The organism is Clostridium sp. YIM B02506 (assembly GCF_022324845.1).
Taxonomy (GTDB): domain Bacteria; phylum Bacillota; class Clostridia; order Clostridiales; family Clostridiaceae; genus Clostridium_T; species Clostridium_T intestinale.
The window spans coordinates 22,907-49,335 of record NZ_JAKGTG010000034.1 but is presented as its reverse complement, the minus strand read 5'-3'; the positions used below and the strand labels follow the sequence as shown (position 1 = coordinate 49,335).

The following is a 26,429-nucleotide window of genomic DNA, read 5'->3' as shown; positions in this document are numbered from 1 at the left end:
TATAAAAAAAAGCAGGGCATGTATTTCTACATACTCTACTCTTTGAGTGTATCATCTTAACTTAATGACATTGGTGGATAACCCCACCTATTTTTTTGCTATATTTAATCCTACATTAAAACTTTCACTAAGAATATAAACTTCATATATATAATTTATATGAAAATATAATTAGATATACAATTAGCATATATAAATTACTCCTGAAATAATTCAATAAACCTTTCTGCAAGTGGAGATAAGGAGGAGTTTTTTAGCCAAGTAACTGCAATTCTTGTATGCATTTTATCGTGAAGTATATCTTTAACTATAAGTTCGGAACAATCCATAGTTAAAAGAGCTGATCTTGGAACTATTCCTATACCAAACCCTTCTTTAGCCCAATTTAGGGTGGTTCTTGCGTCATCATTTTTGCAGCAGATAAAGGGTTTTATTTCAAACTCTTTAAAAACATCATAAATAAGCTCTTCAAATCTCCTATAGATTATTAGAGGCTTGTCTTTAAGTTCTTCAATAGTTATAACATTTTGAGCTTCTCCACATATAAATTTCTCTTTCATAACAGCAACCATAGGTTCTAATGAAGCATAACGGCACTCTAGCATGTTGTGTTTAAAGGGAGTTCTTATTATTCCAAGCTCAATAATACGTTTTTCTAGCATTTCTATAACAGAAAAAGTATTTCCCTCATAAATTTCAAAACGGACATCTGGATAATGTTCAGTAAATTCAAGCATATTAAAATTAGGAATTATACCACCTGATGAAGATATAGCACCTATGGATAATACACCAGACAATCCTTTTCCGCAGTTTTCAACCTCACGTTTAGTTATTGCAGCTATATCAAGTAATTGTTCTGCACGTTTATAGAGAAGTCTGCCAGCATCAGTTAATTCTATGTTTCTAGGACCACGTTTTACTAAAGTTACACCTAGTTCTTGTTCTAAAAGATTCAGCTGATAACTTAGTGGAGGCTGAGCTATATGTAGTTTTTTTGCAGCGGCTGTAATCTGCCTTTCTTCAGCGATAGTTAAAAAATATTTTAGTTGTTTTAAATCCATATAATCACCCTAAATTAAGTATACCATATTATTTTTGTATGGATCATAGCTAAAATAAGTATTTTTTATATATATGAAAAAACTGTATACTATATTTTAGTAGATAAAAATTAAATTTGATTATCCTTAAAAATTAGAATAGAACACTAGCTTTTTTGTAAAAATCTATTTATACATGTTTAATATTATTAGGAGTGGTGAGATGAGGAAATTATTAATTCATTTAAAAGATTATAAAAAAGAATCTATATTAGCACCTTTATTTAAGATGTTAGAAGCTGCTTTTGAATTATTTATTCCAATAGTTATGAAATCAATCATAGATGTTGGTATTAAAAATGGAGATAAGATGTATATCTTTAAGATGTGCACCATTATGATAGCTCTTGGAATAATAGGATTAGTTTGTTCAATTACAGCACAATATTATTCAGCTAAAGCCGCAGTTGGTTTTTCAACAATTTTAAGACAAAGATTGTTTGATCATATTCAAGCTTTAGGTTTTTCAGAGATGGATAAGTTAGGTACATCAACAATGATTACTAGAATGACAAGTGATATAAACCAGATTCAAGCTGGGGTAAATATGGTACTAAGGTTATTTATGCGTTCGCCATTTATAGTTATAGGTGCAATGATAATGGCCTTTACAATTGATGTTCAATCAGCACTAATATTTCTTATATCAATTCCTGCTCTTTCAATAATTGTTTTTGGAGTAATGTTTGTAAGTATACCTCTTTATAAAAAGGTTCAGATAGCTCTTGATACTGTATTAAAAAATACAAGAGAAAATCTTATTGGAGCTCGTGTAATACGTGCTTTTCATAAAGAAGAGGAAGAAATAGAAACTTTTAAGAAAAATAATGAGATCTTAAAGAAGCTACAGCTTTTTGTAGGTAGAATACTTGCCTTCATGAATCCAGTAACCTACATTATTGTAAATGCAGCTATTGTAGGGATTTTATATATAGGAGCGATAAGAGTTAACAGCGGTGCATTAACAACAGGAGCAGTAATAGCACTTGTAAGTTATATGTCTCAAATATTGATTGAGCTTATAAAATTAGCAAATTTAATCATTTCAGTAACTAAAGCCTTTGCATGTGGAAACCGTGTACAGTCAATTTTTGAAATTCATCCTAAGATTAATAAGGAAGATAACAAGGTGATTAATGTAGAAGAAAAAAATACTAAGAGTGCATTTATTGAATTTAGAAATGTTGCATTAAAATATCACAATGAAGGAGAAAATGCTTTATCCGAAGTTAATCTTAAAGTTGAAAAGGGAGAAACCATTGGAATTATAGGTGGAACTGGTTCAGGAAAATCTTCTTTCGTAAGCTTACTTCCAAGATTTTATGATGCTACTGAAGGGGAACTTCTTATAGATGGAGTAAATGTCAAAGACTATAATATAGAAGATTTAAGAAGAAAAATAGGGATAGTAATGCAAAAAGCTATACTATTTAAAGGTACTATAAAAGAAAATCTTTATTGGGGTAAAAAGAATGCCTCTAATGAGGATATAGAGGAAGCTTTAGAGATTTCACAATCAAAAGAGTTTGTTTTGAAAAAAGATAAGAGAATAGATAGCTTTATTGAACAAGGTGGAAAAAACTTATCTGGTGGACAAAAGCAAAGACTTACAATAGCAAGAGCATTAGTTAGAAAACCAGAGATTTTAATATTAGATGATAGTGCATCTGCTTTAGATTTTGCAACAGATGCGAAGTTAAGAGCTGCTATAAGAAAAATGAAAAGTAAGCCAACAGTGTTTATTGTATCTCAAAGAACTTCTGCCATTGAACATGCAAATAAGATAGTTGTGTTAGATGAAGGAAAAGTAGTAGGAATTGGAACACATCAAGAATTACTAGAAACTTGCCAAGTATATCAAGAAATATATTATTCACAGTATTCTAAAGCAGAAAGTGGAAGAGGGTGAAAAAAATGAGTAAGGTAAAACAACTGAAACATCAAAAAGAAACAATGGCGAAGGTATTAATCTATGTTAAGAAATACTGGACATATATAACTTTATCAATAATACTTGCAGCAGTATCAGTAGCCTCAACACTTTATATATTAACCTTAATTGGTGATGGGATTGATTGTATAATAGGTGTAAATCAAGTTGATACTAACGGACTTATAAAAGTACTTAAGAGTATAGGCTTATATACTGCAATAACGGCTTTATCACAATGGGGTATGAATATATGTAACAATAAAGTTGTTTATAATGTTATAAATGACATAAGAAAAGATGCTTTTGAAAAGATTGAGATATTGACTTTAAAATATATCGACAGCAAGTCTTATGGGGAAATTGTAAGTAGGGTTATAGCTGATGTTGATCAATTTGCTGATGGACTTTTGATGGGCTTCACTCAGCTTTTTACAGGAGTAATCACTATTTTAGGAACTCTTTTCTTCATGTTTAGAGAAAATGTATCAATAGCTTTTATAGTTGTATGTTTAACTCCAGTTTCTATATTTGTTGCTAGTTATATTGCTAAAAAGACCTACAGCATGTTTAAGCTTCAATCAGAAATAAGAGGGGAACAGACTGCTTTTGTTGATGAAATGATAGGAAATCAAAAGGTAGTTCAAGCTTTTAGTTATGAAGAAGAAGCTGCTAAAAACTTTGGAGAAATAAACTCTAGATTAGAAAAGGCATCTTTACATGCTATATTTTATTCATCGATAACCAACCCAGCTACAAGATTTGTAAATGGATTAGTATATACTGGAGTTGGAATATTTGGAGCGATTTCTGTTATAAATGGAAACTTGACAGTTGGAGTTTTAACTAGCTTCTTAAATTATGCAAATCAATATACAAAACCTTTTAATGAGATATCAGGAGTTGTAACTGAACTTCAAAATGCATTAGCTTGTGCTAAACGTGTATTTGAACTTATAGAAGAAAAAGCAGAAGTTCCTGATGCACCTAATGCAATAGAATTAGGTGAAGTAAAGGGTAATGTTGTTTTAAATGATGTTGATTTTTCATATACCCAAGATAAAAAATTCATTGAAGATTTAAACATCAAAGTAAAATCAGGACAAAGAATTGCAATAGTAGGCCCAACAGGATGTGGAAAAACAACTATAATAAATTTGCTAATGCGCTTTTATGAAATAGATAAAGGAAGTATAATGGTAGATGGGTATGATATTCGTGAAATAAGTAGAAAGAGTTTAAGATCTAATTATGGAATGGTTCTTCAAGAAACTTGGCTCAAGTCTGGAACAATAAGAGAAAACTTAACTATGGGAAAACCAGATGCAACTGAGGAAGAAATAATAAATGCTGCAAAACTTGCTCATGTTCATGGTGTTATCAAAAGAATGCCTCATGGATATGATAGTGTAATATCAGATGATGGCGAAAGTTTATCTCAAGGAGAAAAGCAACTACTGTGTATAGCAAGAGTAATGCTTTGTCTACCACCAATATTGATTTTAGATGAAGCCACATCTTCAATAGATACAAGAACAGAAGTCAAGATTCAAAAAGCCTTTGCAACAATGATGAAAGATAGAACTAGTTTCGTAATAGCTCATAGATTGTCTACTATAAAAGATGCGGATATAATACTTGTTATGAAGGATGGAAAACTAATAGAACAAGGAAGTCATGAAAAACTACTTGAAGAAAAAGGATTTTACTACAACCTTTATAACAGCCAGTTTGTTAAACAGGCATAAAATATATTATTATACGGAGGAGTTTCATGGAATTTTTAAAAGCACTGATATTAGGGATAATACAGGGGATTACAGAATGGCTGCCTATTAGCAGTACTGGACACATGATTTTGGTAGATGAAATATTAAAATTAAACGTAAGTTCAAACTTTATGGATTTATTTTTAGTAATAATTCAGTTTGGATCAATATTAGCGGTTATAGTTATTTATTTTAAAGATCTAGTTCCTTTTGAAGTAAAGGGTGGCTTTAAATTAGATATGGAAAAAATAAATATGTGGGTTAAAATCGTCATAGCATCAATCCCAGCAGGAATAGTTGGTGTATTATGGTCAGATGAATTAAATTCTCTTTTCTTTAACAGTAAAGTTGTAGCAATAATGCTTATATTAGTGGGAGTTGCATTTTTAGTAATAGAAAAATGGAACAAAAATAAAAGTCCTAAAGTTAATTCAATTGCAGATATAACATATAAATCTGCTTTTATAATAGGAGTTTTTCAACTAGTAGCAGCAGTTTTCCCAGGAACCTCAAGATCAGGTTCAACTATAATAGGGGCTCTTTTACTTGGAATTGCAAGACCAGTTGCAGCACAATTTACTTTCTTTTTAGCAGTTCCAATAATGGCTGGAGCAAGCCTTTTAAAACTAATCAAGTTTGAAGGAAGTTTTACTAGCACAGAACTTGGAATACTAATAGTAGGAATGGTAAGTGCATTTGTAGTTTCTATAGTATGTATTAAATTCTTAATGAGTTACATTAGAAAACATAACTTCAATGTATTTGGATGGTATAGAATTGTCTTAGGAATATTAGTTTTATTCTTATTAAGATAAAATTTGTTAAACAAATGAATTGATTTAATTAACATAAAGAAGGTAGTCGCTAATGACTACCTTCTTTATGTTTATACTCTGATATCAACCTTAGAGAACGCTGTGCTTCAGATTTTATTATATGATTTTCATTGCTAGCTATAATTTGGTTTAATACATCAATACTAGCCTTTGTTCTAAAAGAAGAGAGACAACATACACACTTCCAAACTATCAAGTTATTATCTGAATACTTGTCTAGGGTATCAGTGATTGATTTGAAAAAATTATCATTAACATGGTCAGGGTTATAGAATAATAAAAAGCCAATAGCATCAATAACTTCTGAAATTTTAACCTCATCATTACTAATTAACACATCAAATAATACAGGTAAAATTCCAAAGTTCATTTTTCCTAAACTTCTTGCAATAATATCCCTTGGTAAGGGGTAACTCTTTTTTTGAGAGACCTTTTCTGGTAAACATAGGTGCTGATTTTTTCCTATACAGCCTAAATAAGCAACCATCTGCTCTGCAGTTTTAATATCGCCTTTTTCAAGAGCATTACAAATTTCAATTTTTGTATAAAGAGACTTTTCGATACAAAGTCTATCTAATAACATTTTAACAAAATCTAAATCCTCAGTATGAGGTCTACTCGATAACAAGCTTATAGCAATTGATCTTTCAACAGAAACTTGAGAGTTTATTAGTAGAAGTAGCTCACTATTAGTTAAGTGCTGAAATTTAAGAATATCTTCTTTTAAAATAAAACCTCTTTTACGTAAATCTTCATTACTGCTTTTCATAATCAATCTCCCTTGAATAACGTCAATAACTATTAATAAATTAAATACATTATATACCAAATAGTTTATAAAACAAAATTTAAGAAGTTTAAGTATTGAAAGAATAGATCAAAACTACATAAAATTGGAAGGTGATGATATAATATACATATGTGTATCAGAAATGATTTAAGGGGATGTAATAATGAAAGAATTTATTTTAAAAGATAAAAAAACACGTATGAGATATCATGATTTCCCAGGAAAAGAAATGCCTATACTATTTATACATGGACTAGGATGCGCAGGTTCCTTTGACTATCCAGAGGTTGCAGCTCAAGAGGAATTAGCAGGACATAGAAAAATAATTATTGATTTACTTGGATCAGGATTTAGCGACAAACCAGATGATTTTGAATATAGTGTAAAAGCCCATGCAGAATACCTAAGTGATTTTGTTGAGTTTTTAGGTTTAGAAAAGCTTATTATATTTGCTCATAGTCTTGGAGGTGCTGTTGGAATCACATTAGCTAACTTGTGTAAAGACAAGGTACATAGATTAATTTTATCTGAAGCAAATTTAGATAAAGGTGGCGGATTTACAAGTAAAGCTATAGCTGAGTATGAGATGAATGACTTTATTAAGGAAGGATTTCAAGAAATTATAACTAGAAGCAAAAAACATTCAAGTGAAATATGGACAGGAAGTTTTTCGGTATGTTCACCTAAAGCTATGTACTTAATATCTAAATCTGCTATCGAAGGAGATATCCCTTCTTGGAGAGAGTTGTTATACTCATTAAATTGTCCAAGAACTTTTATATTTGGTGAAGAGTCTTTACCAGATCCAGATATGCAGGTTTTAGCTGAAGAAGGGATACATATAGAAGTTGTTAAAAATGCTGGACATTCAATGGCTTGGGAGAATCCTAAAGGTTTGGCTGAAGCTATAAAAAATGGAATTGATAGGAGAGAATAAAATGGATAATTATTTTAATGAAGCCATTTCTGTTATGAAGGAGCTATATGGAAAAGATGTAGCTATGTCTCTTGCTACAGTTAATGGAGATAAGGCAAATGTCAGGGTTATAAATGCTTATTATAAAGATAAAGCTTTTTATATTACAAGCTATGGGTTAAGCAACAAAATGAAAGAGATATCTAAAAATAAAAATGTTGCTTTAAACCATAATTTGTTTGTAGCTCATGGTACAGGAGAAAATATAGGAAATCCATTAGATAAAGGAAATGAGAAACTAAGAGAGGAACTAAAAAAGGTCTTTTTTGTTTTCTATGATAAACATGTAAATGAGAAGGATAAAAACACATGTATATTAAAGGTTACTTTAAGTGATGCTCTTGTCTTTGCTAATGATTATAAATATTTCATTGATTTTGAAAATGAGACATCAACAAGAGAGAAGTGTGTGGTTGATATTATATTTTGATGTATGGGGAGAGTATTATGGAATATGATGTAAGAAGATTAGAGTCTTGTGAACTAGAGGATGCTTTTAAACTGGCTTTAAGGACCTTTATGGAATTTGAAGTACCTGATTATGGTTTGGAAGGTGTAAATGCATTTAAAAAAGATGTAATTGAAAATGAAGAGTTTAAAAACGCTTGTAGAAACGGTAATAATCGTATGTGGGGAGCTTTTGATAATGATAAGTTTATTGGAATTTTTATTATGAGAGGAGTTTCGCATATATCTATGGTTTTTACGGATAAAGAGTACCATAGGAAGGGTGTAGCAGCTAGTATATTTAAGCAGCTAGTTAAAGATGTAAAAAAGCAAAACCCAGAGGTTAAAGAGTTAACTGTTAATTCATCACCATATGGCAAGCCATTCTATTATAATATGGGATTTACAGCAACAGATGATGAAAAAACAATAAATGGAATTCGTTTTACTCCTATGGTGTTTAATTTATTAAAATAGATTTTAAATATAATGGGAAGTCAAAAATAAAGATTATAAAAGTTTATTTGAGAAATGAGGAAATCAAATGAAGGATGTTGGAGTAATATTTGAAATTCCAAATGAGTACGGAAAATATTTATCGGAGATATTAGAACCGTTACCAGTAAGTTTGTATGATTGGGTAATAGATAATGATGAAATACACCTAGTAGACAATGATGAATTTTCAAATAAATTTCTATTTAATGAAAATGTTATGATATCAGGAGAAAAACTATATGAAACATCTAAAACTAATACTTACTATATGGTGTTTGTAACCTTAAAAGGATTTTTTAAAGATGGACACATTAAGGATATATCAAATTATGAAGAGTTTTTAAAAAGTGATTGTCAAATCATACTTGGAGTATATGATTGTTCTCAGGTTATGTTTTGGTGTAAAGATTCAAATTTAATATCTAATATGTATGTTTATGTGCAGTCAAAAGGATATGAAAATGTTGGATATATAAATGAAAAAGAGGTGAATGAAGGGAAATATCGTATTGAGTAGTAATTGTTGGAGCAAGAATTAATATAGAATGGAGAAAAAGAGATGACAAATTATATAGAAAAAATATCTGATAACAATCTTTCGGATTTTTTTAGTTTATTTAGTAATGACAAATGTGAGAATTGTCAATGTACTTTCTATTTTTCAGCAGATAATATAGATAAGTGGATGAATATGAATGTTGAAGAAGCTAAAGAGTTAAGAAGAAATATTACTAGCAAATGTAGTGATGGTTATATTTACTACATTGATAATAAACCAGCTGCATGGTGCCAATGTTTATCACCAAAAGATTCTCCTTATTTGAAAAAATTGATAGATATTAAGAGTGATAAAGATACAAGAGTTATATCATGCTTTTTTATTAAAAAGGAGTATAGAGGAAAAGGAATAATAAAAGACTTATTAAAAAAAGTCATAATACAATGCAAAAAAGAAGGTGTTAAGTTGATATATGGTATACCCGTTTATGATGGATTTCTTAAGAGTATTGATGAAAATTTGATAAATGAAAAGCTGCATACAGGATATAAAAAACTGTTTGATCAATTTAAATTTCATCGTATAGGAAACAATAGTAGATATTATTTCATGGAACTTAATTTAGATAAATCCATTGATATTAATTAAGAAAAAGTAGATATTATTTTTAAATACAATTTCTAAGCATACACATAAGAAATAATAGATGAGGTGTTAAGATGATTGGACAAATTATACAAGTGGTTTCTTATATAATATTAATAATCATTAATATTAGGTTATTTAGAGAGAAGAAAAAAATACATAACGTTATATTTGCCATTTTCTTCATGATTGAAGGGGTAAGAAGAGTTTTTCTGAACCAATATTTATCTGAAACCCTACAAGCAGGTGCAGAAGCTTTTCAACTAACATTGTTGATGGTAGCTTCATTTCTGTTTTTAAGAGATAGAAAGTTAGAAGATAAAGTTAGTGAGTGATTAATAAAGGAGTGTGGCTATGAGAAAAGTATGGAATAACAGAGTAGTTCAAGCTGTAGTGTTTGTGTTAATAGCAGCAACTATTGGAATAATTTATAGCAAAATTAGTTCACTACAATTTGTATTTGAAAATGCAGGTAAAATCGAGAGTTCAGTAGCTGAAAGTTCAATTAGTGATGCAAAACTTATAAAGGTTCTAGTCTTGATAATTGGTGGAATAGCAATAGGGTTATATTGTAATTTCACTTATTCAATAAATAGGAACAAACTATAAATTTAACTTGGAGAGTATTTATGAAAAGAAATATTGGATTAATAAAAATTTGGTCATTATTCATAGGGTTTGTTGCATTATTTTTAGTTAATTTCGGTTTAAAAACAAATATTGGATATACATCAATGATGTGGTTAATATTAGATTTTTGTGTACTTATACTATCTATCATAATTTTAATTAAAAATAAATTCCCTAGGAAAAATCAAGTATTGATTTCATTAGTATTTGGATTTTTAATGTTTGTAGCTTATCAAGGAATATCATTTTCATCCATTAAGGGGTTTTTGATTACTTTTTTAACATCTTTAGCTATGTTCAGTATATTTAATTTATATGAAAAAAACTCCTTAAAACTGTTAAAGGCCAATGATATAAAATCTATATTGATAACTATTGGGATTGGAATTATAGTCGGTGTTGTATTGGGAGGTATTAATCTTTTTATTAGTGGTAAAACGCTTAATTTCAATGTTAAGATCTCTTATTTCTTAGTTGCATTAAGTCCTGGGGTATATGAAGAAATTGCTTTAAGGGCATTTATATATTCATTATGCCTCTATATGCTTAAAGGTGAAATCAACACAAGGTTTCAATGGTTTACTTGTTATTTTATGATGACAATTCCTCATGTGATGATTCATACACCCGAGCAGTTTGTTAATCAAGGTGTAATTTCAGGAATCATGGCAATGATTATCTTAACAATTTTGTTTGGATTACCATTTGCTTTTTTACAAAGAAAAAGAGATATAAGTTCAGCAATGATTGGACATGGGCTTGTTGATGTCATAAGATTTTGCTTTTTAGGATTGCCTTACTAGAATGATTTTATAAACGATTATTTTGCTAGAAATATTTTGACTAAGGAGGAAAAGAAAGTGGGGAATTTAGAAGAAAAAGATTTAGAACTTATTAAAAGAGCCTCAGAGGCAATAAAAAAGAATTATGATAATATAAAGTTTAATCATACAGTAGGTGCAGCTGTTAGATGTAAAAATGGGAATATATACACAGGAGTAAATATCTATTCGATGCATGGGGCCTGTGCAGAGCTAATAGCTATAGGAGCAGCTATAACTAATGGAGAAAGAGAATTTGAATCTATAGTTGCCCTTAGAGGAGAAAATGGTGATGAGATTTTACCTCCATGTGGTAATTGCAGACAAGTTCTTATAGATTATATGCCAAGTTGCAAAGTCATTGTTAATGATAAAAGTGAACTTAGAAAAGTATCAGTAACTGAGTTGGTACCATTTGCTTATAATGTGCCTGAATAACATATAATGATAACTAAGTTGAAAACTCAAGGGGGAGATATGTAATTGGGTGAAGTGGATAAACGTAATAAGCTTGATGAAGAGCCTTTTTCATATAAAGTTTCGAAAGATAAAAAAGTTTTTATATATTGGGGTGGGAAACTTGTTACAATATTAAAAGAGAAGGAAAGCAGCAAGTTTTTGGTGCGAATAGAAAATACTGATGTAAAGTCAGGACAATTGATTATGGCAAAAGCAACAGGAAATTTTAAACATGGAAATGAAAAAAAGTAATGTCTATATTAATGTTACTAGGTAAACTAAAGAGAAATATGTTTAGGGGGCGGAATATGTGAAGTTATTTCTAACATCAAAAGCATTTGGAAATTCTGTTATAAAAAATAAAATCTTGAGCCAATTAAAGAAGGAGGTAGGAATAACGAGAATCCTTTTAATACCAACAGCTTTAAGTGGAACCTTTCCTCCAGATAAATAATTAATTCAAAAAATGGTTGCTAATAAATAAGTTTTAAATTGGAGTAAGTATCTATGAGTAAAAAATTATCAGAAATGAGCCTTGAAGAACTATGGCAGCTGTTCCCTATATTTTTAGTAGAACATCAAAACTCTTGGGAGAAGTTTTATGAAGAGGAACTAACGCATCTTCAAAGCACAATACCCAATACTCTAGTTGAAAAGATTAATCATATTGGAAGTACAGCTATAAAAACCATATGGGCGAAACCAATTATTGATATTCTTGTGGAGGTATCACAAGATTGCAATATAAGAGATTTAAAAGAAATACTTATTAATGATGGTTATCTATGTATGTCTGAGGAAGAAAAAAGAATTTCCTTAAATAAAGGTTATACAGATAAGGGATTTCAAGAAAAAGTGTACCATATACATCTAAGATATTTAGGAGATAATGATGAATTGTATTTTAGAGATTATCTTAATAAAAATCCTGATATAGCAAAGAAATATGAGGATTTGAAGCTTGAGTTATGGAAAAAGTTTGAGCATAACCATGATGGTTATACAAATAGTAAAACAGAATTTATTAAGCTTTATACCAATAAGGCTAAAGAAAAATACAAAAATAGATATTGATAAGGGGGGGGGTTATATAAAGTGAAGGTATTTATATCAAGACATGGGGATAAAGAGTTGGGGGAATATTACAATGAAATTTTAAAACATCAGGATGAACCATTGACTGAAAAGGGAAAGAAAATGGCAAAAAGATTGATAGATTTTTTTGAGCATTTAGAAATAAAAAGAATTATAGTAAGCGAATATATTAGAACTAGCCAAACAGCAAAATATTTAGCAGAGCATAAAGGGATAGCTATTGAAAAAGATAAACGGCTTAATGAAATTGATAATGGTCGAATAGAGTCAATGGATAAAAAAGAAATAATAGAGAGATATCCTGAGTTCTGGAGAAACTTCAGTTCTCATAATATGGATGTTAGATTTCCAGATGGTGAAACTGGTGAAGAGGTTATGATAAGACAAAAAAGTTTATTAGATGAAATCATAAAAAGAGGTGAAGATGTTTTTCTTGTATCTCATGAAGGTTATATTAGACTTTTAATATGCCATTTACTAAACGTTCCAGTTTATAAAAGACATGTATTTCAGGTAGATATGTGTGGAATAATGGAAATAGAGTACAATGAAGTCTCTAAAGAATGGAAAATAATCCGTTTTAACTACACTTTAGACATGCCATATTGAAGAATGTAAGGCATTTTTTTCAGAGGCAAATTATAGAGAAGTTAATAAGATTTTATAAAATTTATATTATAGGAGAGGTATTATGTTAGAAAAAGTAAATTTGAAATCAGCAGTAAATTCGGTTGATAAGTTGTATGTATATGACAAGATTGGTCAATTAAATGGACATGTTCTTAGTGTTGTCAATGTAGAGAATCGCACATTGGATTTTCATGTTCATGAAGGTTCAGATGAATTATTTTATGTGATTGAAGGTAGTTTTTATTTAGAAACCGATCAAGGATCAATTGAAGTAAATGAAGGAGAATTTATTATTGTTCCTAAAGGAATTAGACATAGACCTGTAGTTAAGAGTTTATCAAGATTCTTGATGATTGAGTTAGAAGGTACACTTAATAAAGAAAATAGTGGAGATTTATATGAAGATTAACTCACTTTGAAAATGATATTGAGGTAGATTTTATTAGGTTCATCAAAGGTACATCAGATTTATAAAGAAATATAATAGGCCCATCAAAAGGTACATCAAAATAAAGCGGTTCATGAAGTATAAGTATAGGACTATGAGTAAATAAGAGAGGCCCATGATGTAACATGATAAAAAAGAGGTTCATGAAAACTAAGAAAAGAACAAGATACATAAGGTGAAAGGAAGTTTGGGGATGTCAATAGAAATTAAGTTGGGATATGATAATAGTAAAGAAATTGCGGAGTTATTTTTAGAATATACAGAAATGGTTATATTTAATGATCCAAGTTTTGAAAAATACTTACAAGTTCAAAATTTTGATTATGAACTTAAACATCTATATAGCAAATATGGACTACCAGAAGGAAGGTTGTATATAGCCATATTTGAGAATGAAGTAGCTGGATGTATTGCTTTAAAAAAGATGGATAATGAAAAATGTGAGATGAAGAGATTATATGTTAAACCTAAATTTCGTGGTAAAAAGATTGCAAACAAGTTAGTAGAAAAGATTATTGATGATTCTAAAGAAATAGGATATAAGGTTATGCTCTTAGATACTTTTCCTTTTTTAGAAGGTGCAATAAAGTTATATAAAAAATTTGGATTTTATTATATAGAATCATATAATAACAGTCCTATGGATGATTGTATTTATATGAGATTAGATTTGTGATTTTAAAATATGTTTAAGGCAGAGCCCTATTATTTTAAAGTGGATATACTATGTTTGTAGATTGCAATATAAAAACCTATAGAAAGGTAAAATTGTGGTAATTAGATGTACTTCAAGTTGCTAGAAATACTATCTTATATGAGAAAGTTTGAAAAATTTGAATATGCGTACGGTTATATAGAAAATTATTCAGGAGAATTAGATACTTATACAATGGACGAGTTAGATAAAATGTCTACGGAACTACAAGAAAGTACTTCTGTGGTTATTAAATATGTAATATTTAAAGATATTGATTATGATGAACTGAAAAAGAAAATATTAAAAGAGAAAGAAAATATTTATACGGACAAATATGTAATATGTTTTTTATTATTAAATAAAGAAACATGGGATATTTATTTATATCCTAGTGAATTACTTTTATCTGTAATTAGTAAAAATAGTTTTGATACTATTTCGGATATATTTAGAGATACTTTTGAAAATCACAATATTAATAATAAGTTATTAGCGGTAGCAGAGGAGTTGGAAGATTTATTATATAAAAATGAAGATGAGATTATTAAGGTTAAAAGAAATAACAAAACAATTTTGCAAAATATTAGTAATATGATAAAGAGAAGAGAATATAGAATTGAAGATAATGAAAAAAATTATAGTGATTTGATTAATAATATAGATATAAATGACTTTTTAAATAATGACAAAAATGATAGTGAACGGTAAATAGAAAATTTAGATAGGGACAGCTATAGAGAAGCTTCTTCTGAAAAACAAAGTGTTCACTTATTTAAGAAGGGGAGTACGTAAAGAATTATTAGTCAAAAAACTAAAACCATATTGACTATCCCCTTAGGTGTTAGGTTAAAGTTAAACCAGAGGTGATAAGAATGTTAATAAGAGAGGTTTCTAAAGAAACTAATTTAACAAAAAAAGCTATAGAATATTATTGTGAACATGGATTAGTAAATCCGGAAGTCTTAGAAAATGGATATAGAGATTTTTCAAGTGAAGATGTAGAGGCACTTAGAAAAATTTCTCTATATAGAAGGCTAGGATTAAACATAGCTGATATAAAAGCTGTTCTAAAGAATCAAAAGCTATTACAGGATGTTGTTTATAGAAAATCTTTAGAATTAGATAGGCAGAAAGAAAAACAAGAAGTGCTAAAAAAATTAAGTAATGGAAGTAAATTAGAAGATGTAGAAAAAGAAATAAATTCTATAACCTATAAATCAACTATTTTAGAAAAGCTATTAGATATGTTCCCAAGTTATTTTGGAAGATTTTTTAGTATGAACTTTTCATATTATCTTAAGGGAACAATAGAAACTGAAGAACAAAAACAAGCCTTTGAGGAAATTATAGAGTTTCTAGATAACAGCCCTAATTTAAAAATTCCAAAGGATTTACAAGATTATTTAGACGAATATACAGATGGGTTTAGTGAAAATGATATATCAAAGATGATACAGTCAAAAGAAGAAAACATAAAAGATTATGAAAAATTTATAGAAGATAATAAAGAGATACTTAAAGAATATATTGAATACAAAAAGACCGATGAGTTTAAAAATTCTCCAGCCAATAAATTAGCAGAACTTACTAAAGAGTTTTGCAAAACAAGTGGGGATTATGATAAATTCATACCTGATATGAGAAAATTAAGTTCAGAATATAATAAATACCAAGGGAGATTATTAGAAGTAAATGAAAAATTTATTAAGGATTATCCAGAAACGAAAAATTGGTAGTAAGATAAATTTATAGAGTGCATAAGTTCCTAGATGTTACTATTGGAATGTATGCACTTTTTTCTATGCAATTCTTTCAAATTATAATTAAATGAAGTTATTAAAAGCTACCTATAATTATGAGAAAAGTATACAGGTATACAAAAACATATATCATGATATATGCTGGTAAAGAAATAAAGAAGTGCTTATAGCTATATTATAAAATCATTAAAAGTCTACTTGATAATATAAATATGGATTATAATATATGGAAAAAAATTTTACAAAACTTCTAACTTATATCGTCAGTATTATTAGTATATGATTGATATTGTAAGAGGTAATTGATTGGGGGGAATCAGGTGCTAAGTGGACGAATGTTAAAAGTAATGGATTATTTGCAAAATAAGAATAAAACTACATATAAGGAAATCGCAAATGATTTAGATATTAAGGAAAGGTATGTAAGATATGATATAGATCGAATAAATGATTTGTTGAAAGTTAAGAAGATGCCTACCATAGAGAAGTTATCTAAAGGATGTATTATTTTTCCAAAGTATATAGATAGTTCTATTCTAACAAAGGATGGCGATTTTATTTACTCTCAAGAAGAGAGAGCCTCTTTGATTCTACTAATTTTATTAACAGATAAACGAAGATTGAAAATGAATAAGTTAAGTTTAGATTTTCAGGTATCTAGATCAACTATAAAAAATGATATAAATTTTATTGCAGCAAATTTATCTAAATATGATATAAAGATAACTTATACAGATCACTTTTCTTTAGATGGTCCTAACAATAAGAAGGTATCTTTATTGAATAATGAATTAAAAAAGTATATTTATTTGTTTAAAGATGAAAATATAGAACCCAATGTTTTTGAATCTTATGCAGTTAGTATAATAGAAAGAGCATTTTCAGGAGTGGTACTTAAAGATGTAATAAAATGGATAGATAATTTATTAGAAAATATGAAATGTATATTAACAGACGATTCGTATAAATGGTATGTGGCAAATATCTTCGGAGTAATTCTAAGTGTAATAGAGGGAGAAGAAAATCCACTGGAATCTACAATAGATAGTCAATATTCCAATAGATACGACTATTTTATAAAAAGTCTTGAAAAAATTATAAATATGAAAATAGATTATAAAAAACAAAAGGTTATTATAAGATTGTTGAATTATATAAATAAAGATACAAGCTTGGATGGAGATTTTGATTTAGTTTACATAGAAACTATAGTTTCTAAACTTATTGAAGCTATGTGGAAAGAGATGGAGATTGACTTTTCAAAAGATAATATCTTAATCGATGGATTGTTAAGTCATATTGTGCTTCTAATTAAAAGAATTAGGAATAACATAAATATTTCTGATAAAGTATTCTCAGTAATTCCAGAAAAATATATGGATGTTGTTGATATATTATCAGAAGTGATAAAAGAAATAGATGAGCTGAAAGATATTAGAAATTATGATGAAATAGCATATTTAGCAATACACTTTATTGCCAGTAGAAAACGTTTGATAAAAGCGATAAATAAAAACATTTTACTAGTATGTGGACATGGATATGGAAGTACTAATATGCTAAAGGAAACATTATTAAGCAAATATCAAATGATTATTATAGATACGCTTCCAGTGTATAAATTAGATTCTTACAACCGTTGGGAAAAAATTGATTATATAATATCTACAACTAAATTGAATAATTTAAACAATAAAAAATGTATTGTTGTTAATCCACTATTATCTGATAAAGATTTTATGAACATTGAGAAAGCTGGAGTAGAAAGAAAAAATATGATACCAGATTATCATTCTATTAATAAGAAGTTAGATTTTTTACATCATAAGGATAGAATTAAAGTTCTGGAAGTTATAAAGATGGAGCTCGGGTATCAAAATGTCATAACACCATCAAAAACTAATGGGATTACAGATTTATTATCAGATAATTGTATAAAGATTATAAATGAAGAAATTGCTTGGAAGGAAGTAGTTAAAGAAGGAACTAGGTTACTCGAAGAACAAAACTTTATAGATTCCGGATATGAAAAAGACATAATTAGCACAATGGAGAATGTAGGGTTTTATTCAGTTGCCAACAATTGCTTTGCGCTATTACATGGTAAAGGAGGTGAGGGAATAAATTGTACTTGCTTTAGTCTAATAATAAGCAAAAAACCAATAAAGTTTGGACGGAAGAAAGCAAAGATAATATTTTGTTTAGCAAGCAAAGACAAGAAGGAGCACATTCCAGCAGTTGTAGTATTAATGAGAATGATTAAGAACACTAATCTAATTAAAAAATTGGAAAATGTAAACTCATTAAATGAAATTAAAGAAATACTATATGAAAGTGAATTAGAGGTGGCTTTTTAAATGGACTCTATTATAAAAAAAGAATGCATTATATTCGATATAAATGAAAAAGAAAAAGATAAAGCAATATTAACATTAGTAAAAAAGTTGAAAGAACAGGGTGCTATTACTGATAATGAAGTGTTTCTAGAAGATGTTTTAGCAAGAGAATCATTATCACCAACAGCATTAGGAAATGGTATTGGATTACCTCATGGAAGAACAGAAAACGTTTTGAAGCCAGCTATATGCTTTGGAAGACTAAAGAATGAATTGTTATGGGACCCTGAAACAAATGAGTTAGTAAATATAATTATTTTAATAGCTGTACCTGGTAATGATACAGAAAATACCCATATGAAAATAATATCAAGATTGGCTAGGCAGTTAATGCACAAAGAATTTATAGATAAATTATTAACTAGCAATGAAGAAGAAATTTATAATATGTTAAAGGAAGGATTAGGTGAATAATATGGATTGGAAAAAAAGCTTATCAGATTTGAAAAAACATGTATTAACAGGAACGTCACATATGATTCCATTTATAGTAGCAGGAGGAATTTTATTTTCATTATCAGTTATGTTAAATGATGTCCCTTCAACTCCAACTGAGGGATGGTTAGCAGGCTTAGCTCAAATAGGACTAGCTGGACTAACATTATTTATACCAGTATTAGGTGGATATATTGCATATTCTATAGCTGATAAACCAGGCTTAGCGCCTGGTATGCTTGGAGCATATCTAGCAAAAGAGGTAGGAGCAGGTTTCCTAGGTGGTATGGTTGCAGGATTTATTGCAGGTATTGTTGTTAAAGAGTTAAAGAAGGTAAAACTTCCTACTTCATTAAAAACATTAGGATCAATATTCTTATATCCACTAATTGGAACACTAGTTACAGGTGGTATCATGATTTGGGTAATAGGAACTCCAATTGCGTCTGTTATGAATGGATTAACAAATTGGCTATCAGGATTAGGTGATGTTGGTAAAGTTCCACTAGCTACAATTTTAGGTGGAATGACTGCATTTGATATGGGAGGTCCAATAAACAAAGTTGCAACATTGTTTGCACAAACTCAAGTTGACGTTTTACCTTATTTAATGGGTGGAGTAGGTGTTGCTATATGTACACCACCAATAGGTATGGGGTTAGCTACATTATTAGCTCCTAAAAAATATAACAATGAAGAAAAAGAAGCTGGAAAAGGTGCTTTATTAATGGGTTGTGTAGGAATTACAGAAGGGGCTATACCTTTCGCAGCAAATGATCCTATACGTGTTATTCCATCAATCATGGTAGGTGCAGCTGTAGGAAATATCATTCCTTTCTTACTTGGTGTATTAAATCATGCTCCTTGGGGTGGACTTATAGTTCTACCAGTTGTAGAAGGTAAACTTGGATATATACTAGGGGTAGTTGGAGGTTCATTAGTAACAGCAGTAATGGTAAATTTACTTAAAAAGGTAAATACTGACAAAGAAATTAAAGTTGAAGAAGATTTCGATTTAGAATTTGAAGAACTATAGAAAAGGAGAAGTAAAATTATGAAAGTAGTAGGAGTTACATCATGTCCATCAGGAGTTGCGCACACTTATATGGCAGCAGAAGCGCTGGTGTTATCTGGTAAAAATCATGGAGTAGAAGTTATCATTGAAACTCAAGGTGGGGCAGGAATAGAAAATGTTCTAAAGAAAAGTGATATAGAAGAGGCTGTATGCGTGATTTTAACTAATGATATATCAATTAAAGGAGAAGAAAGATTCAAAGGGAAAAAAGTTATAAAGATGGGTGTATCTGATGTTATAAAAAAATCAGATGCAATAATAGCAAAGATAGTAAGGACATTTAAATAATATATAAACATCTTTAGAATATTGAAAGTAGATATTGATATTAAAAATATTTTGTCTACTTTCTTCTACTTATAAAAGCTATTGATTAGAAAGAAATGAAAATATAAATTTTTTATGAAAGGAAAAATTAATTAACTCTAATTCAAAGAGAAGGGAAGAAAATAATGAAAAGTAATAGAATAAAATTGCTTACAATTTTTTTAGTTACTACCTTAACGGTTACTAACATAAGTTATTTTAAAGTTTTCGCAGCTACAGATAAACTTGTTTCTGAAAGCCAAGAGAAAAAAGTACTGTTTGAGACATCTTTTGAAGATAGCGAAAACGATAAACAATTTTTAGAAACTACTATTGATACGAAAAAAGGTAGTAGCAATATATCAAGTTTACCAAAGCAAGTAGTTATTGATGGTAGTATCAATAACAAAATAATCTTATCTAGCGTTAAATCAAGTACAAGACTAAATGATAATGAGATTGCAGTAAACTTATTTGATGATTCAACCAACACAAAGTTTTTAGGAAATAACTCAAATGGTATAAATAGTGAAAATCCTGTTTGGGTATCATTTGAAGTAAAAGAAAAAGTATCAATAGATAGATATCAAATTGCAGCAGCTAATGATGCTCAAGAACGTGATCCTAAATCTTGGGAATTGTTGGGTTCAAATGATGGAGTAGCATGGAACGTTTTAGACTCTCAAACTAATCAAAGTTTTTCAACAAGATTCGAGAGAAAAGAATATAAAATTAATAAGACCACTGAGTATAAATATTTTAAGTTAGAAATTACTGAAATTTATGGATCCAGTGGTAAAATGGCTCAATGGTCAGAGTTAAACTTAGGAACTGGTGAAAAACCAACTGAAGAAACAACTAAAAAAATGACAACAGCCATTACAAAAGGACCTTCATCAACCTGGAATCAAGCTTCAGGTAAAGGATGGACTGGAGCTAAAGTTGTTGAAGTTTCAGGAATTCATGAAGGCAAGGGTAAAGCTTATTCTTATAATACAATATATAAAGATTTAAATATTGAAGTAAATAAGGATACTAATATAAGCTATACAATTTTCCCAAGTATGCTAGATGAAGCAGATTACGATTATGATTATACACAAATGCATATTTCTGTTGACTTAGAATTTACTGATGGAACATTTTTAAGTGGGTTAGGAGCAATTGATCAATATGACACAAAATTGAATCCTCAAGCACAAGGTGATAGTAAAATACTAACTACAAATCAATGGAACTATATCGCAAGTAATATAGGTAGTGTTGCAAAGGGAAAGACAATAAAGAATATTTTAATTGCATATGATAATAATGATAATCCAAAAGAAGTTGATGCAAAATTTAAAACTTATATCGATGATCTAGAGATTTATGATGAAAAAGCAGTTGAATTCGAACATAAATCTGACTATGTAAACATTTTACGTGGTACAAATGATTCACCAGGTTTTTCACGTGGATTAACTGCACCAGCTGTAACAATGCCACATGGATTTAATTTCTTTGTGCCAGCAACTAATTCAAATGATAATAAAATTTACAATTACCAACTAAATGGAAATACATTAAAACACATTACTATTTCTCATGAGCCATCATATTGGGTTGGTGATCGTGGAACATGGCAGTTTATGATTAACACTTCAATTGATGCTAAAAAGGTAAATAATGGAGAGCAAATAAATTCATCAGCACGTCAAGCTGACTTTACTCATGAAAATGAAACAGCTAAGGCTCATTATTATTCTGTAAAATTTAATGAAGGATCAAATGCAAGCAATTCTAAAATGGAAGTTACACCAACTGTACATGGATCAGTTGCAAGATTTACATTTGATAAAGATTCTACAAATAAAAATATAATATTTGACTCTACAAGAGCAAATGGAACATTAAAGTTTAATAATGATGGAACATTTGAAGCATCAAGTAATCATACTGGTAATGGTATGCAAACAATGTATGTTTATGGTAAATTCTCTGAAAAGCCAAGTAATACAAGTGTTCAAAATACAAAACAAGGTATAGCAAGCTTTAATAGTGAAGTTGTTGAAATGAAACTTGCTACCTCATTTATAAGTGTTGAGCAAGCAAAGAAAAATCTTGAATTAGAAATTACTGATAAGGATAATTTTGATTCGATTTTCACTGACGCACAAGATACTTGGGATGAAGTATTGGATAAGGTTGAAGTTAAGGATGCAACAAAAGATCAATTAACAACATTATATTCTAGTATGTATAGATTAAATGCTTATCCTAATTTATTATCAGAAAACACTGGAACGGCTAAAGACCCAGTATGGAAGTATAAATCTCCATATGGTGATAATAAAGTAACTGATGGAACGTTATACTACAATAATGGTTTCTGGGATACTTATCGTACAGCATGGGCAGAATATGGATTATTTACTTCTGACAAGGCAACAGAACTATTAGATGGTTTAGTTCAGCACTATAATGATCAAGGATATGTACCAAGATGGATTGCACCAGGTGGAACTAACTCAATGGTTGGAACAAGTTCAGATGTTATTTTTGGGGATGCTATTGCAAAAGGAATAGACTTTGATTGGAAAAATGCTTATGCATCTGCAATAAAAAATGCAGCAGTTGCAGTTGATTCTAATAATTTAACAAATGGTGGACGTGCACAACTAAATACATCTATATTTGAGGGATATACAGCACATAATGCACAACATGAAGGTTTCTCATGGTCAATTGAAGGATATATAAATGACTATGGAATTTCTCAAATGGCTAGTAAATTAGGGTATGAAGATGAAGCTATATATTATTTAAATAGAGCATTAAATTACTCAAAATTATTTAGTTCTACTGGGGACAGTGTAGATAACAAATGGTTTAGAGGAAAAAATGTTAATGGAGATTGGTCATATTCAGATGAAACCTTTAATCCACTTTTCTGGGGAGATGACTATACAGAAACCAATGCATTTAATATGTCAGTTTCTGTACCACAAGATGGACAAGGTTTAGCTAATTTATACGGGGGAAGAGCTGCTTTAGGTGAAAAGATTGACACAATCTTTGAAAACAACGGGCATTACGCAGGATATGGAGCTGTAGACAGCGTAGGTGGTATCCACGAGCAAAAAGAAGCAAGAGAGATTAAATTAGGACAATATGGACATTCCAATCAACCTTCACACCATATACCATATATGTATAATTACGCTGGACAACCATGGAAAACACAAAAATATGTAAGAGATATATTAGATCGTGCATATGTTGGAAGTGATTTTGGACAAGGATATATTGGAGATGAAGATAATGGAGAAATGAGTGCATGGTATATATTTTCAGCACTTGGATTCTATCCAGTATCAATGGGAAATGATGAGTATGCAATTGGTTCACCATTATTTAAAGAAGTGAAAGTTGAGCTAGATAATGGAAAGAGCATTACAGTAAAGGCAAATAACAACAGTGATAAAAATATTTATATTCAATCTATGAAGTTAAATGGGAAAGAATATAATAAAAATTATATAAAGCATTCCGATCTTGAAAATGGTGCTACAATTGAATTTACAATGGGAAGTACTCCAAACACAAGCTGGGGATCAAGTGAGGATTCTCTACCTACATCAATTACTAAGGGAGATGAGTCACCAAATCCATTAGAAGATGTAACTATAAAAGGGGTACAAGAAGTTAAGGAACATTCTGAAGATGTAGCTTCTGACAGTGTTTATTCTAATGTAAAGGATATTAAGAATCTTTTTGATAATGATTCTAATACTTCTGTAGCATTAAACACTAGTAGTAGTGAAATTATTTATAATTTCACAAAACCAACAAAGGTAAGTATGCTTACTCTAACATCTGCAAAGTCAGGAAAAGCACCTACTTCTTATAAGTTAAGTGGTAGATCTGATGGAGAAGAGTGGAGTGTAATTGATGAGAGAAAAGATTTAGAATTTGAATGGCAGCGTTATACTAGACCATTTAGTTTATCAGAAGAAAAGAGTAAAGCATTTACTCAGTATAAGATAGAACTAGTAGGTGGAGATGCATTATCAGAAATAGAACTTATGGGACAAGAAGGAGATACTTCTGGAATTGATGTAGGAGTATTAAGTAAATTAATATTAAAAGCAAAAGCAGTTGACCAAAGCAATTTAGTACAAGCTGCTAAGGATATATTATGTAATGCAATTAAAGATGCAGAAGCTGTTAGTAATAGCCAAAAACCTGATGATAAGGAAATTGTTACTCAATACAATAACTTAAGCAATGTTATCAGAAGAGTGAATTCTGTAAAAATAGCTAAAAACAAACTAGAAGCAGAAGAATTTAGCTCAGCACATTCAAGTATTGTAAATGACGGAAAGAATATTGGAGGAGTAAAGAAAAATACTTGGGTTAAATATAATGATGTTGTATTTGATGGCAATGAAGATAGTTTAGAAATATACTATGCAGCTCAAGAGAAGGATGCTGGTGGATATGTAGAAGTACATCTTGATAGTATGGATAGTGAACCAATTGCTAAGATAGATGTTCCAGTAACAGGTAATGACTGGAGTAAATATGTTTTAGTTCAAGGAGATCTAATAAAAAATGTTGAGCTAGGATTACATGATGTATATTTAGTATTTAAAAATGATACTGTTAAAGCTTATGTGTCAAATGTAGACTACTTTAGCTTTAAAAACAAAATTGATTTAGATGTTACTACGATTGGTGAAGGAAAAGTAAATCAAGGAGTAGTATATGAAGGCAGACCTTATACAATAACTTTTGATGGAGAAGTTAGCAAGGTATTTGTTGATGGTAAATCAGTAGATTTTGATAAGGTAAATAATTCATATTCATCAGAAAAAGCAACTAGTGATAGTAAGATTGTTGTAGTGTTTGGAGAATTACCTTCTCATAATATAACAAAAGATATCACAGGGGGAGAGGCAACAGTTGAATTAGATAAGAATGAAGCCTCATTATATGATGAAGTAATATTAACAATCAAGAATATTGAGGAAAATAAAATTTTATCAGCAGTAAAAGTTAACGGAGAAGCAATATCTATTCCAGATAGTGTAGACGGAGTTTACACAATAAAGCTTATAATGCAAAATGAGGATTTAAAAGTAGAAGTAGCATTAGAAGAAAAAGTGGATATGGTTAATGTAAAAGTAAATCCTTCAGAAAATGGTAATATTTCTACATCAGCTGTAGACAATAAAGTTCAAAAGGGTAAGGACTTAATAATCAATGTTAATCCTAACAATGGATATAAGTTAGCAAGCTTAGCTGTTAATGGAAATGACATGACAAGTAGTGTACAATCTAATCAATTAGTTTATAAAGGTGTGGACAAAGATATAGAAATAAGTGCTACCTTTGTAATTGATACAAATAAACAAGAATTACAAAAAAATATTGCTTTAGCTAATGAGGTAATAGAAAAGGGATTATTACAAGGTGTAAGTAAAGAACTTGTTGATGAATTCAATGCTACATTGCTATCAGCAAATAATGTAAATAAAAATCCTAATGCTACTCAAGAGGATATTAATAAATCAAACACATCTTTACTAGTGGCAATAAATAAAGTTTTAGATTTTGAAGTTGTTAATAAAGATGAATTAAAGAACTATATAAATGAAGTTGAAAGTCTTGATTTAAAACTCTATACAGAAGCTAGTGTCACTGAGTTTAATAAAGCATTAGATAATGCAAAAAATACATTAAATAATGAGGCTGCAACTCAAGAGGAAGTTAATAAAATATTAAGTGAATTAAAGAGTGCTAGAAATGCTTTAATTAAGATACCAGAAAATCCAGGTACAGAAAACCCTGGAGAAGAGAACCCAGGTACAGAAAACCCTGGAGAAGAGAACCCAGGTACAGAAAATCCTGGAGAAGAGACTCCGAGTAAAGAGGATCCAGATACAAATGGAACTTTACCTAAAACTGGTAATATGTCTGATGCAAATAAGTATCTGTATGCTGTTATTACTATAAGTGCTGGATTATATTTAATATTAAAAAAGAAAAAATAGAATAATTTAAGATGGAAAAGGTTCTTTGTTTAATAATTACTTATATAAACAAAGGACCTTTTTTAATTCCACAAAGTAAGTTACAAGTTTTAAGAATATGGTATAATTGATTCAAAATAGTAAAAAAACTTTTATTATTGCTTAAA

At 29.5% G+C, this 26,429-nt stretch carries 27 protein-coding genes; 25 read left to right on the top strand and 2 right to left on the bottom strand.

Annotated features, from left to right (window positions below; genetic code table 11):
- Positions 1-197: 197 nt before the first annotated feature.
- Positions 198-1,064, bottom strand: a complete 867-nt coding sequence (locus L1S49_RS19595; protein ID WP_073017253.1) for a LysR family transcriptional regulator — start codon at positions 1,062-1,064, stop codon at positions 198-200.
- Between the two features lie 202 nt (positions 1,065-1,266).
- On the opposite strand from L1S49_RS19595, the gene L1S49_RS19590 reads away from it, so the two are divergent.
- From L1S49_RS19590 to L1S49_RS19580, 3 genes are read left to right on the top strand one after another with little or no spacing between them, the layout of a single operon-like run.
- On the top strand, positions 1,267-3,012 hold the full coding sequence (locus L1S49_RS19590) for an ABC transporter ATP-binding protein (protein ID WP_238907058.1): 1,746 nt from the start codon (positions 1,267-1,269) through the stop codon (positions 3,010-3,012).
- A gap of 5 nt (positions 3,013-3,017) precedes the next feature.
- Positions 3,018-4,781 carry an ABC transporter ATP-binding protein gene (locus tag L1S49_RS19585; protein WP_238907057.1) on the top strand — a complete coding sequence of 588 codons (1,764 nt, stop codon included), beginning with the start codon at positions 3,018-3,020 and terminating at the stop codon, positions 4,779-4,781.
- Positions 4,782-4,807: 26 nt separating this feature from the next.
- A complete protein-coding gene (locus tag L1S49_RS19580) occupies positions 4,808-5,617 on the top strand; it encodes an undecaprenyl-diphosphate phosphatase (RefSeq protein ID WP_238907056.1) in 810 nt (269 codons plus the stop codon).
- Between the two features lie 49 nt (positions 5,618-5,666).
- Here L1S49_RS19580 and L1S49_RS19575 read toward each other — a convergent pair whose 3' ends face one another.
- The gene (locus tag L1S49_RS19575) at positions 5,667-6,407 is read right to left on the bottom strand and encodes a hypothetical protein (protein ID WP_238907055.1); all 741 of its coding nucleotides are present in this window, start codon (positions 6,405-6,407) and stop codon (positions 5,667-5,669) included.
- A 184-nt stretch (positions 6,408-6,591) separates the two neighbouring features.
- Between L1S49_RS19575 and L1S49_RS19570 the strand changes: the two genes are divergently transcribed.
- The 22 genes from L1S49_RS19570 (at position 6,592) to L1S49_RS19465 (ending at position 26,283) form a co-directional block, all read left to right on the top strand.
- On the top strand, positions 6,592-7,365 hold the full coding sequence (locus tag L1S49_RS19570) for an alpha/beta hydrolase (protein ID WP_238907054.1): 774 nt from the start codon (positions 6,592-6,594) through the stop codon (positions 7,363-7,365).
- A 1-nt stretch (position 7,366) separates the two neighbouring features.
- The gene (locus tag L1S49_RS19565; protein ID WP_238907053.1) at positions 7,367-7,834 is read left to right on the top strand and encodes a pyridoxamine 5'-phosphate oxidase family protein; all 468 of its coding nucleotides are present in this window, start codon (positions 7,367-7,369) and stop codon (positions 7,832-7,834) included.
- Between the two features lie 17 nt (positions 7,835-7,851).
- Positions 7,852-8,328 carry a GNAT family N-acetyltransferase gene (locus L1S49_RS19560; RefSeq protein WP_238907052.1) on the top strand — a complete coding sequence of 159 codons (477 nt, stop codon included), beginning with the start codon at positions 7,852-7,854 and terminating at the stop codon, positions 8,326-8,328.
- 67 nt (positions 8,329-8,395) lie between these two features.
- Positions 8,396-8,866, top strand: coding sequence for a DUF2691 family protein (locus L1S49_RS19555; RefSeq protein WP_238907051.1), 471 nt, complete (start codon positions 8,396-8,398; stop codon positions 8,864-8,866).
- A gap of 42 nt (positions 8,867-8,908) precedes the next feature.
- The gene (locus tag L1S49_RS19550; RefSeq protein WP_238907050.1) at positions 8,909-9,496 is read left to right on the top strand and encodes a GNAT family N-acetyltransferase; all 588 of its coding nucleotides are present in this window, start codon (positions 8,909-8,911) and stop codon (positions 9,494-9,496) included.
- A gap of 71 nt (positions 9,497-9,567) precedes the next feature.
- Positions 9,568-9,828, top strand: a complete 261-nt coding sequence (locus L1S49_RS19545; protein ID WP_238907049.1) for a hypothetical protein — start codon at positions 9,568-9,570, stop codon at positions 9,826-9,828.
- A 19-nt stretch (positions 9,829-9,847) separates the two neighbouring features.
- Entirely contained in the window at positions 9,848-10,102 is a 255-nt protein-coding gene (locus tag L1S49_RS19540; RefSeq protein ID WP_238907048.1) for a hypothetical protein, read from the top strand.
- Between the two features lie 20 nt (positions 10,103-10,122).
- Complete coding sequence (locus L1S49_RS19535; protein WP_238907047.1) at positions 10,123-10,926, top strand: CPBP family glutamic-type intramembrane protease; 804 nt, start codon at positions 10,123-10,125, stop codon at positions 10,924-10,926.
- Between the two features lie 57 nt (positions 10,927-10,983).
- A complete protein-coding gene (locus L1S49_RS19530) occupies positions 10,984-11,382 on the top strand; it encodes a cytidine deaminase (RefSeq protein ID WP_238907046.1) in 399 nt (132 codons plus the stop codon).
- Between the two features lie 54 nt (positions 11,383-11,436).
- Positions 11,437-11,655 carry a hypothetical protein gene (locus L1S49_RS19525; protein ID WP_238907045.1) on the top strand — a complete coding sequence of 73 codons (219 nt, stop codon included), beginning with the start codon at positions 11,437-11,439 and terminating at the stop codon, positions 11,653-11,655.
- Between the two features lie 58 nt (positions 11,656-11,713).
- Positions 11,714-11,857, top strand: coding sequence for a hypothetical protein (locus tag L1S49_RS19520; RefSeq protein ID WP_238907044.1), 144 nt, complete (start codon positions 11,714-11,716; stop codon positions 11,855-11,857).
- 53 nt (positions 11,858-11,910) lie between these two features.
- Entirely contained in the window at positions 11,911-12,477 is a 567-nt protein-coding gene (locus L1S49_RS19515) for a GrpB family protein (protein ID WP_238907043.1), read from the top strand.
- 21 nt (positions 12,478-12,498) lie between these two features.
- On the top strand, positions 12,499-13,107 hold the full coding sequence (locus L1S49_RS19510; RefSeq protein WP_238907042.1) for a histidine phosphatase family protein: 609 nt from the start codon (positions 12,499-12,501) through the stop codon (positions 13,105-13,107).
- A gap of 82 nt (positions 13,108-13,189) precedes the next feature.
- Entirely contained in the window at positions 13,190-13,537 is a 348-nt protein-coding gene (locus L1S49_RS19505) for a cupin domain-containing protein (protein ID WP_073017212.1), read from the top strand.
- A gap of 232 nt (positions 13,538-13,769) precedes the next feature.
- On the top strand, positions 13,770-14,252 hold the full coding sequence (locus L1S49_RS19500; protein WP_238907041.1) for a GNAT family N-acetyltransferase: 483 nt from the start codon (positions 13,770-13,772) through the stop codon (positions 14,250-14,252).
- Between the two features lie 138 nt (positions 14,253-14,390).
- The gene (locus L1S49_RS19495; RefSeq protein ID WP_238907040.1) at positions 14,391-14,981 is read left to right on the top strand and encodes a hypothetical protein; all 591 of its coding nucleotides are present in this window, start codon (positions 14,391-14,393) and stop codon (positions 14,979-14,981) included.
- 164 nt (positions 14,982-15,145) lie between these two features.
- Positions 15,146-16,009 (top strand): MerR family transcriptional regulator, encoded by an 864-nt coding sequence (locus L1S49_RS19490; RefSeq protein WP_238907039.1) that lies wholly within the window; start codon positions 15,146-15,148, stop codon positions 16,007-16,009.
- Positions 16,010-16,353: 344 nt separating this feature from the next.
- Entirely contained in the window at positions 16,354-18,390 is a 2,037-nt protein-coding gene (locus tag L1S49_RS19485; protein WP_238907038.1) for a PTS sugar transporter subunit IIA, read from the top strand.
- Positions 18,391-18,843: a PTS sugar transporter subunit IIA gene (locus tag L1S49_RS19480; RefSeq protein WP_238907037.1), complete on the top strand. Its 453-nt coding sequence runs from the start codon at positions 18,391-18,393 to the stop codon at positions 18,841-18,843. It begins immediately after the preceding gene.
- A 1-nt stretch (position 18,844) separates the two neighbouring features.
- Positions 18,845-19,900: a PTS fructose transporter subunit EIIC gene (locus tag L1S49_RS19475; RefSeq protein WP_238907036.1), complete on the top strand. Its 1,056-nt coding sequence runs from the start codon at positions 18,845-18,847 to the stop codon at positions 19,898-19,900.
- Between the two features lie 18 nt (positions 19,901-19,918).
- Positions 19,919-20,227: a PTS fructose-like transporter subunit IIB gene (locus L1S49_RS19470; protein ID WP_238907035.1), complete on the top strand. Its 309-nt coding sequence runs from the start codon at positions 19,919-19,921 to the stop codon at positions 20,225-20,227.
- A 164-nt stretch (positions 20,228-20,391) separates the two neighbouring features.
- A complete protein-coding gene (locus tag L1S49_RS19465) occupies positions 20,392-26,283 on the top strand; it encodes a GH92 family glycosyl hydrolase (protein WP_238907034.1) in 5,892 nt (1,963 codons plus the stop codon).
- The last annotated feature ends 146 nt before the right edge of the window (positions 26,284-26,429 follow it).

Bases quoted from the DNA above. Each gene is read 5' to 3' on its own strand.
- L1S49_RS19595 (WP_073017253.1), bottom strand. From the start codon at position 1,064: ATGGATTTAAAACAACTAAAATATTTTTTAACTATCGCTGAAGAAAGG.
- L1S49_RS19590 (WP_238907058.1), top strand. From the start codon at position 1,267: ATGAGGAAATTATTAATTCATTTAAAAGATTATAAAAAAGAATCTATA.
- L1S49_RS19585 (WP_238907057.1), top strand. From the start codon at position 3,018: ATGAGTAAGGTAAAACAACTGAAACATCAAAAAGAAACAATGGCGAAG.
- L1S49_RS19580 (WP_238907056.1), top strand. From the start codon at position 4,808: ATGGAATTTTTAAAAGCACTGATATTAGGGATAATACAGGGGATTACA.
- L1S49_RS19575 (WP_238907055.1), bottom strand. From the start codon at position 6,407: ATGAAAAGCAGTAATGAAGATTTACGTAAAAGAGGTTTTATTTTAAAA.
- L1S49_RS19570 (WP_238907054.1), top strand. From the start codon at position 6,592: ATGAAAGAATTTATTTTAAAAGATAAAAAAACACGTATGAGATATCAT.
- L1S49_RS19565 (WP_238907053.1), top strand. From the start codon at position 7,367: ATGGATAATTATTTTAATGAAGCCATTTCTGTTATGAAGGAGCTATAT.
- L1S49_RS19560 (WP_238907052.1), top strand. From the start codon at position 7,852: ATGGAATATGATGTAAGAAGATTAGAGTCTTGTGAACTAGAGGATGCT.
- L1S49_RS19555 (WP_238907051.1), top strand. From the start codon at position 8,396: ATGAAGGATGTTGGAGTAATATTTGAAATTCCAAATGAGTACGGAAAA.
- L1S49_RS19550 (WP_238907050.1), top strand. From the start codon at position 8,909: ATGACAAATTATATAGAAAAAATATCTGATAACAATCTTTCGGATTTT.
- L1S49_RS19545 (WP_238907049.1), top strand. From the start codon at position 9,568: ATGATTGGACAAATTATACAAGTGGTTTCTTATATAATATTAATAATC.
- L1S49_RS19540 (WP_238907048.1), top strand. From the start codon at position 9,848: ATGAGAAAAGTATGGAATAACAGAGTAGTTCAAGCTGTAGTGTTTGTG.
- L1S49_RS19535 (WP_238907047.1), top strand. From the start codon at position 10,123: ATGAAAAGAAATATTGGATTAATAAAAATTTGGTCATTATTCATAGGG.
- L1S49_RS19515 (WP_238907043.1), top strand. From the start codon at position 11,911: ATGAGTAAAAAATTATCAGAAATGAGCCTTGAAGAACTATGGCAGCTG.
- L1S49_RS19505 (WP_073017212.1), top strand. From the start codon at position 13,190: ATGTTAGAAAAAGTAAATTTGAAATCAGCAGTAAATTCGGTTGATAAG.
- L1S49_RS19500 (WP_238907041.1), top strand. From the start codon at position 13,770: ATGTCAATAGAAATTAAGTTGGGATATGATAATAGTAAAGAAATTGCG.
- L1S49_RS19495 (WP_238907040.1), top strand. From the start codon at position 14,391: ATGAGAAAGTTTGAAAAATTTGAATATGCGTACGGTTATATAGAAAAT.
- L1S49_RS19490 (WP_238907039.1), top strand. From the start codon at position 15,146: ATGTTAATAAGAGAGGTTTCTAAAGAAACTAATTTAACAAAAAAAGCT.
- L1S49_RS19480 (WP_238907037.1), top strand. From the start codon at position 18,391: ATGGACTCTATTATAAAAAAAGAATGCATTATATTCGATATAAATGAA.
- L1S49_RS19475 (WP_238907036.1), top strand. From the start codon at position 18,845: ATGGATTGGAAAAAAAGCTTATCAGATTTGAAAAAACATGTATTAACA.
- L1S49_RS19470 (WP_238907035.1), top strand. From the start codon at position 19,919: ATGAAAGTAGTAGGAGTTACATCATGTCCATCAGGAGTTGCGCACACT.
- L1S49_RS19465 (WP_238907034.1), top strand. From the start codon at position 20,392: ATGAAAAGTAATAGAATAAAATTGCTTACAATTTTTTTAGTTACTACC.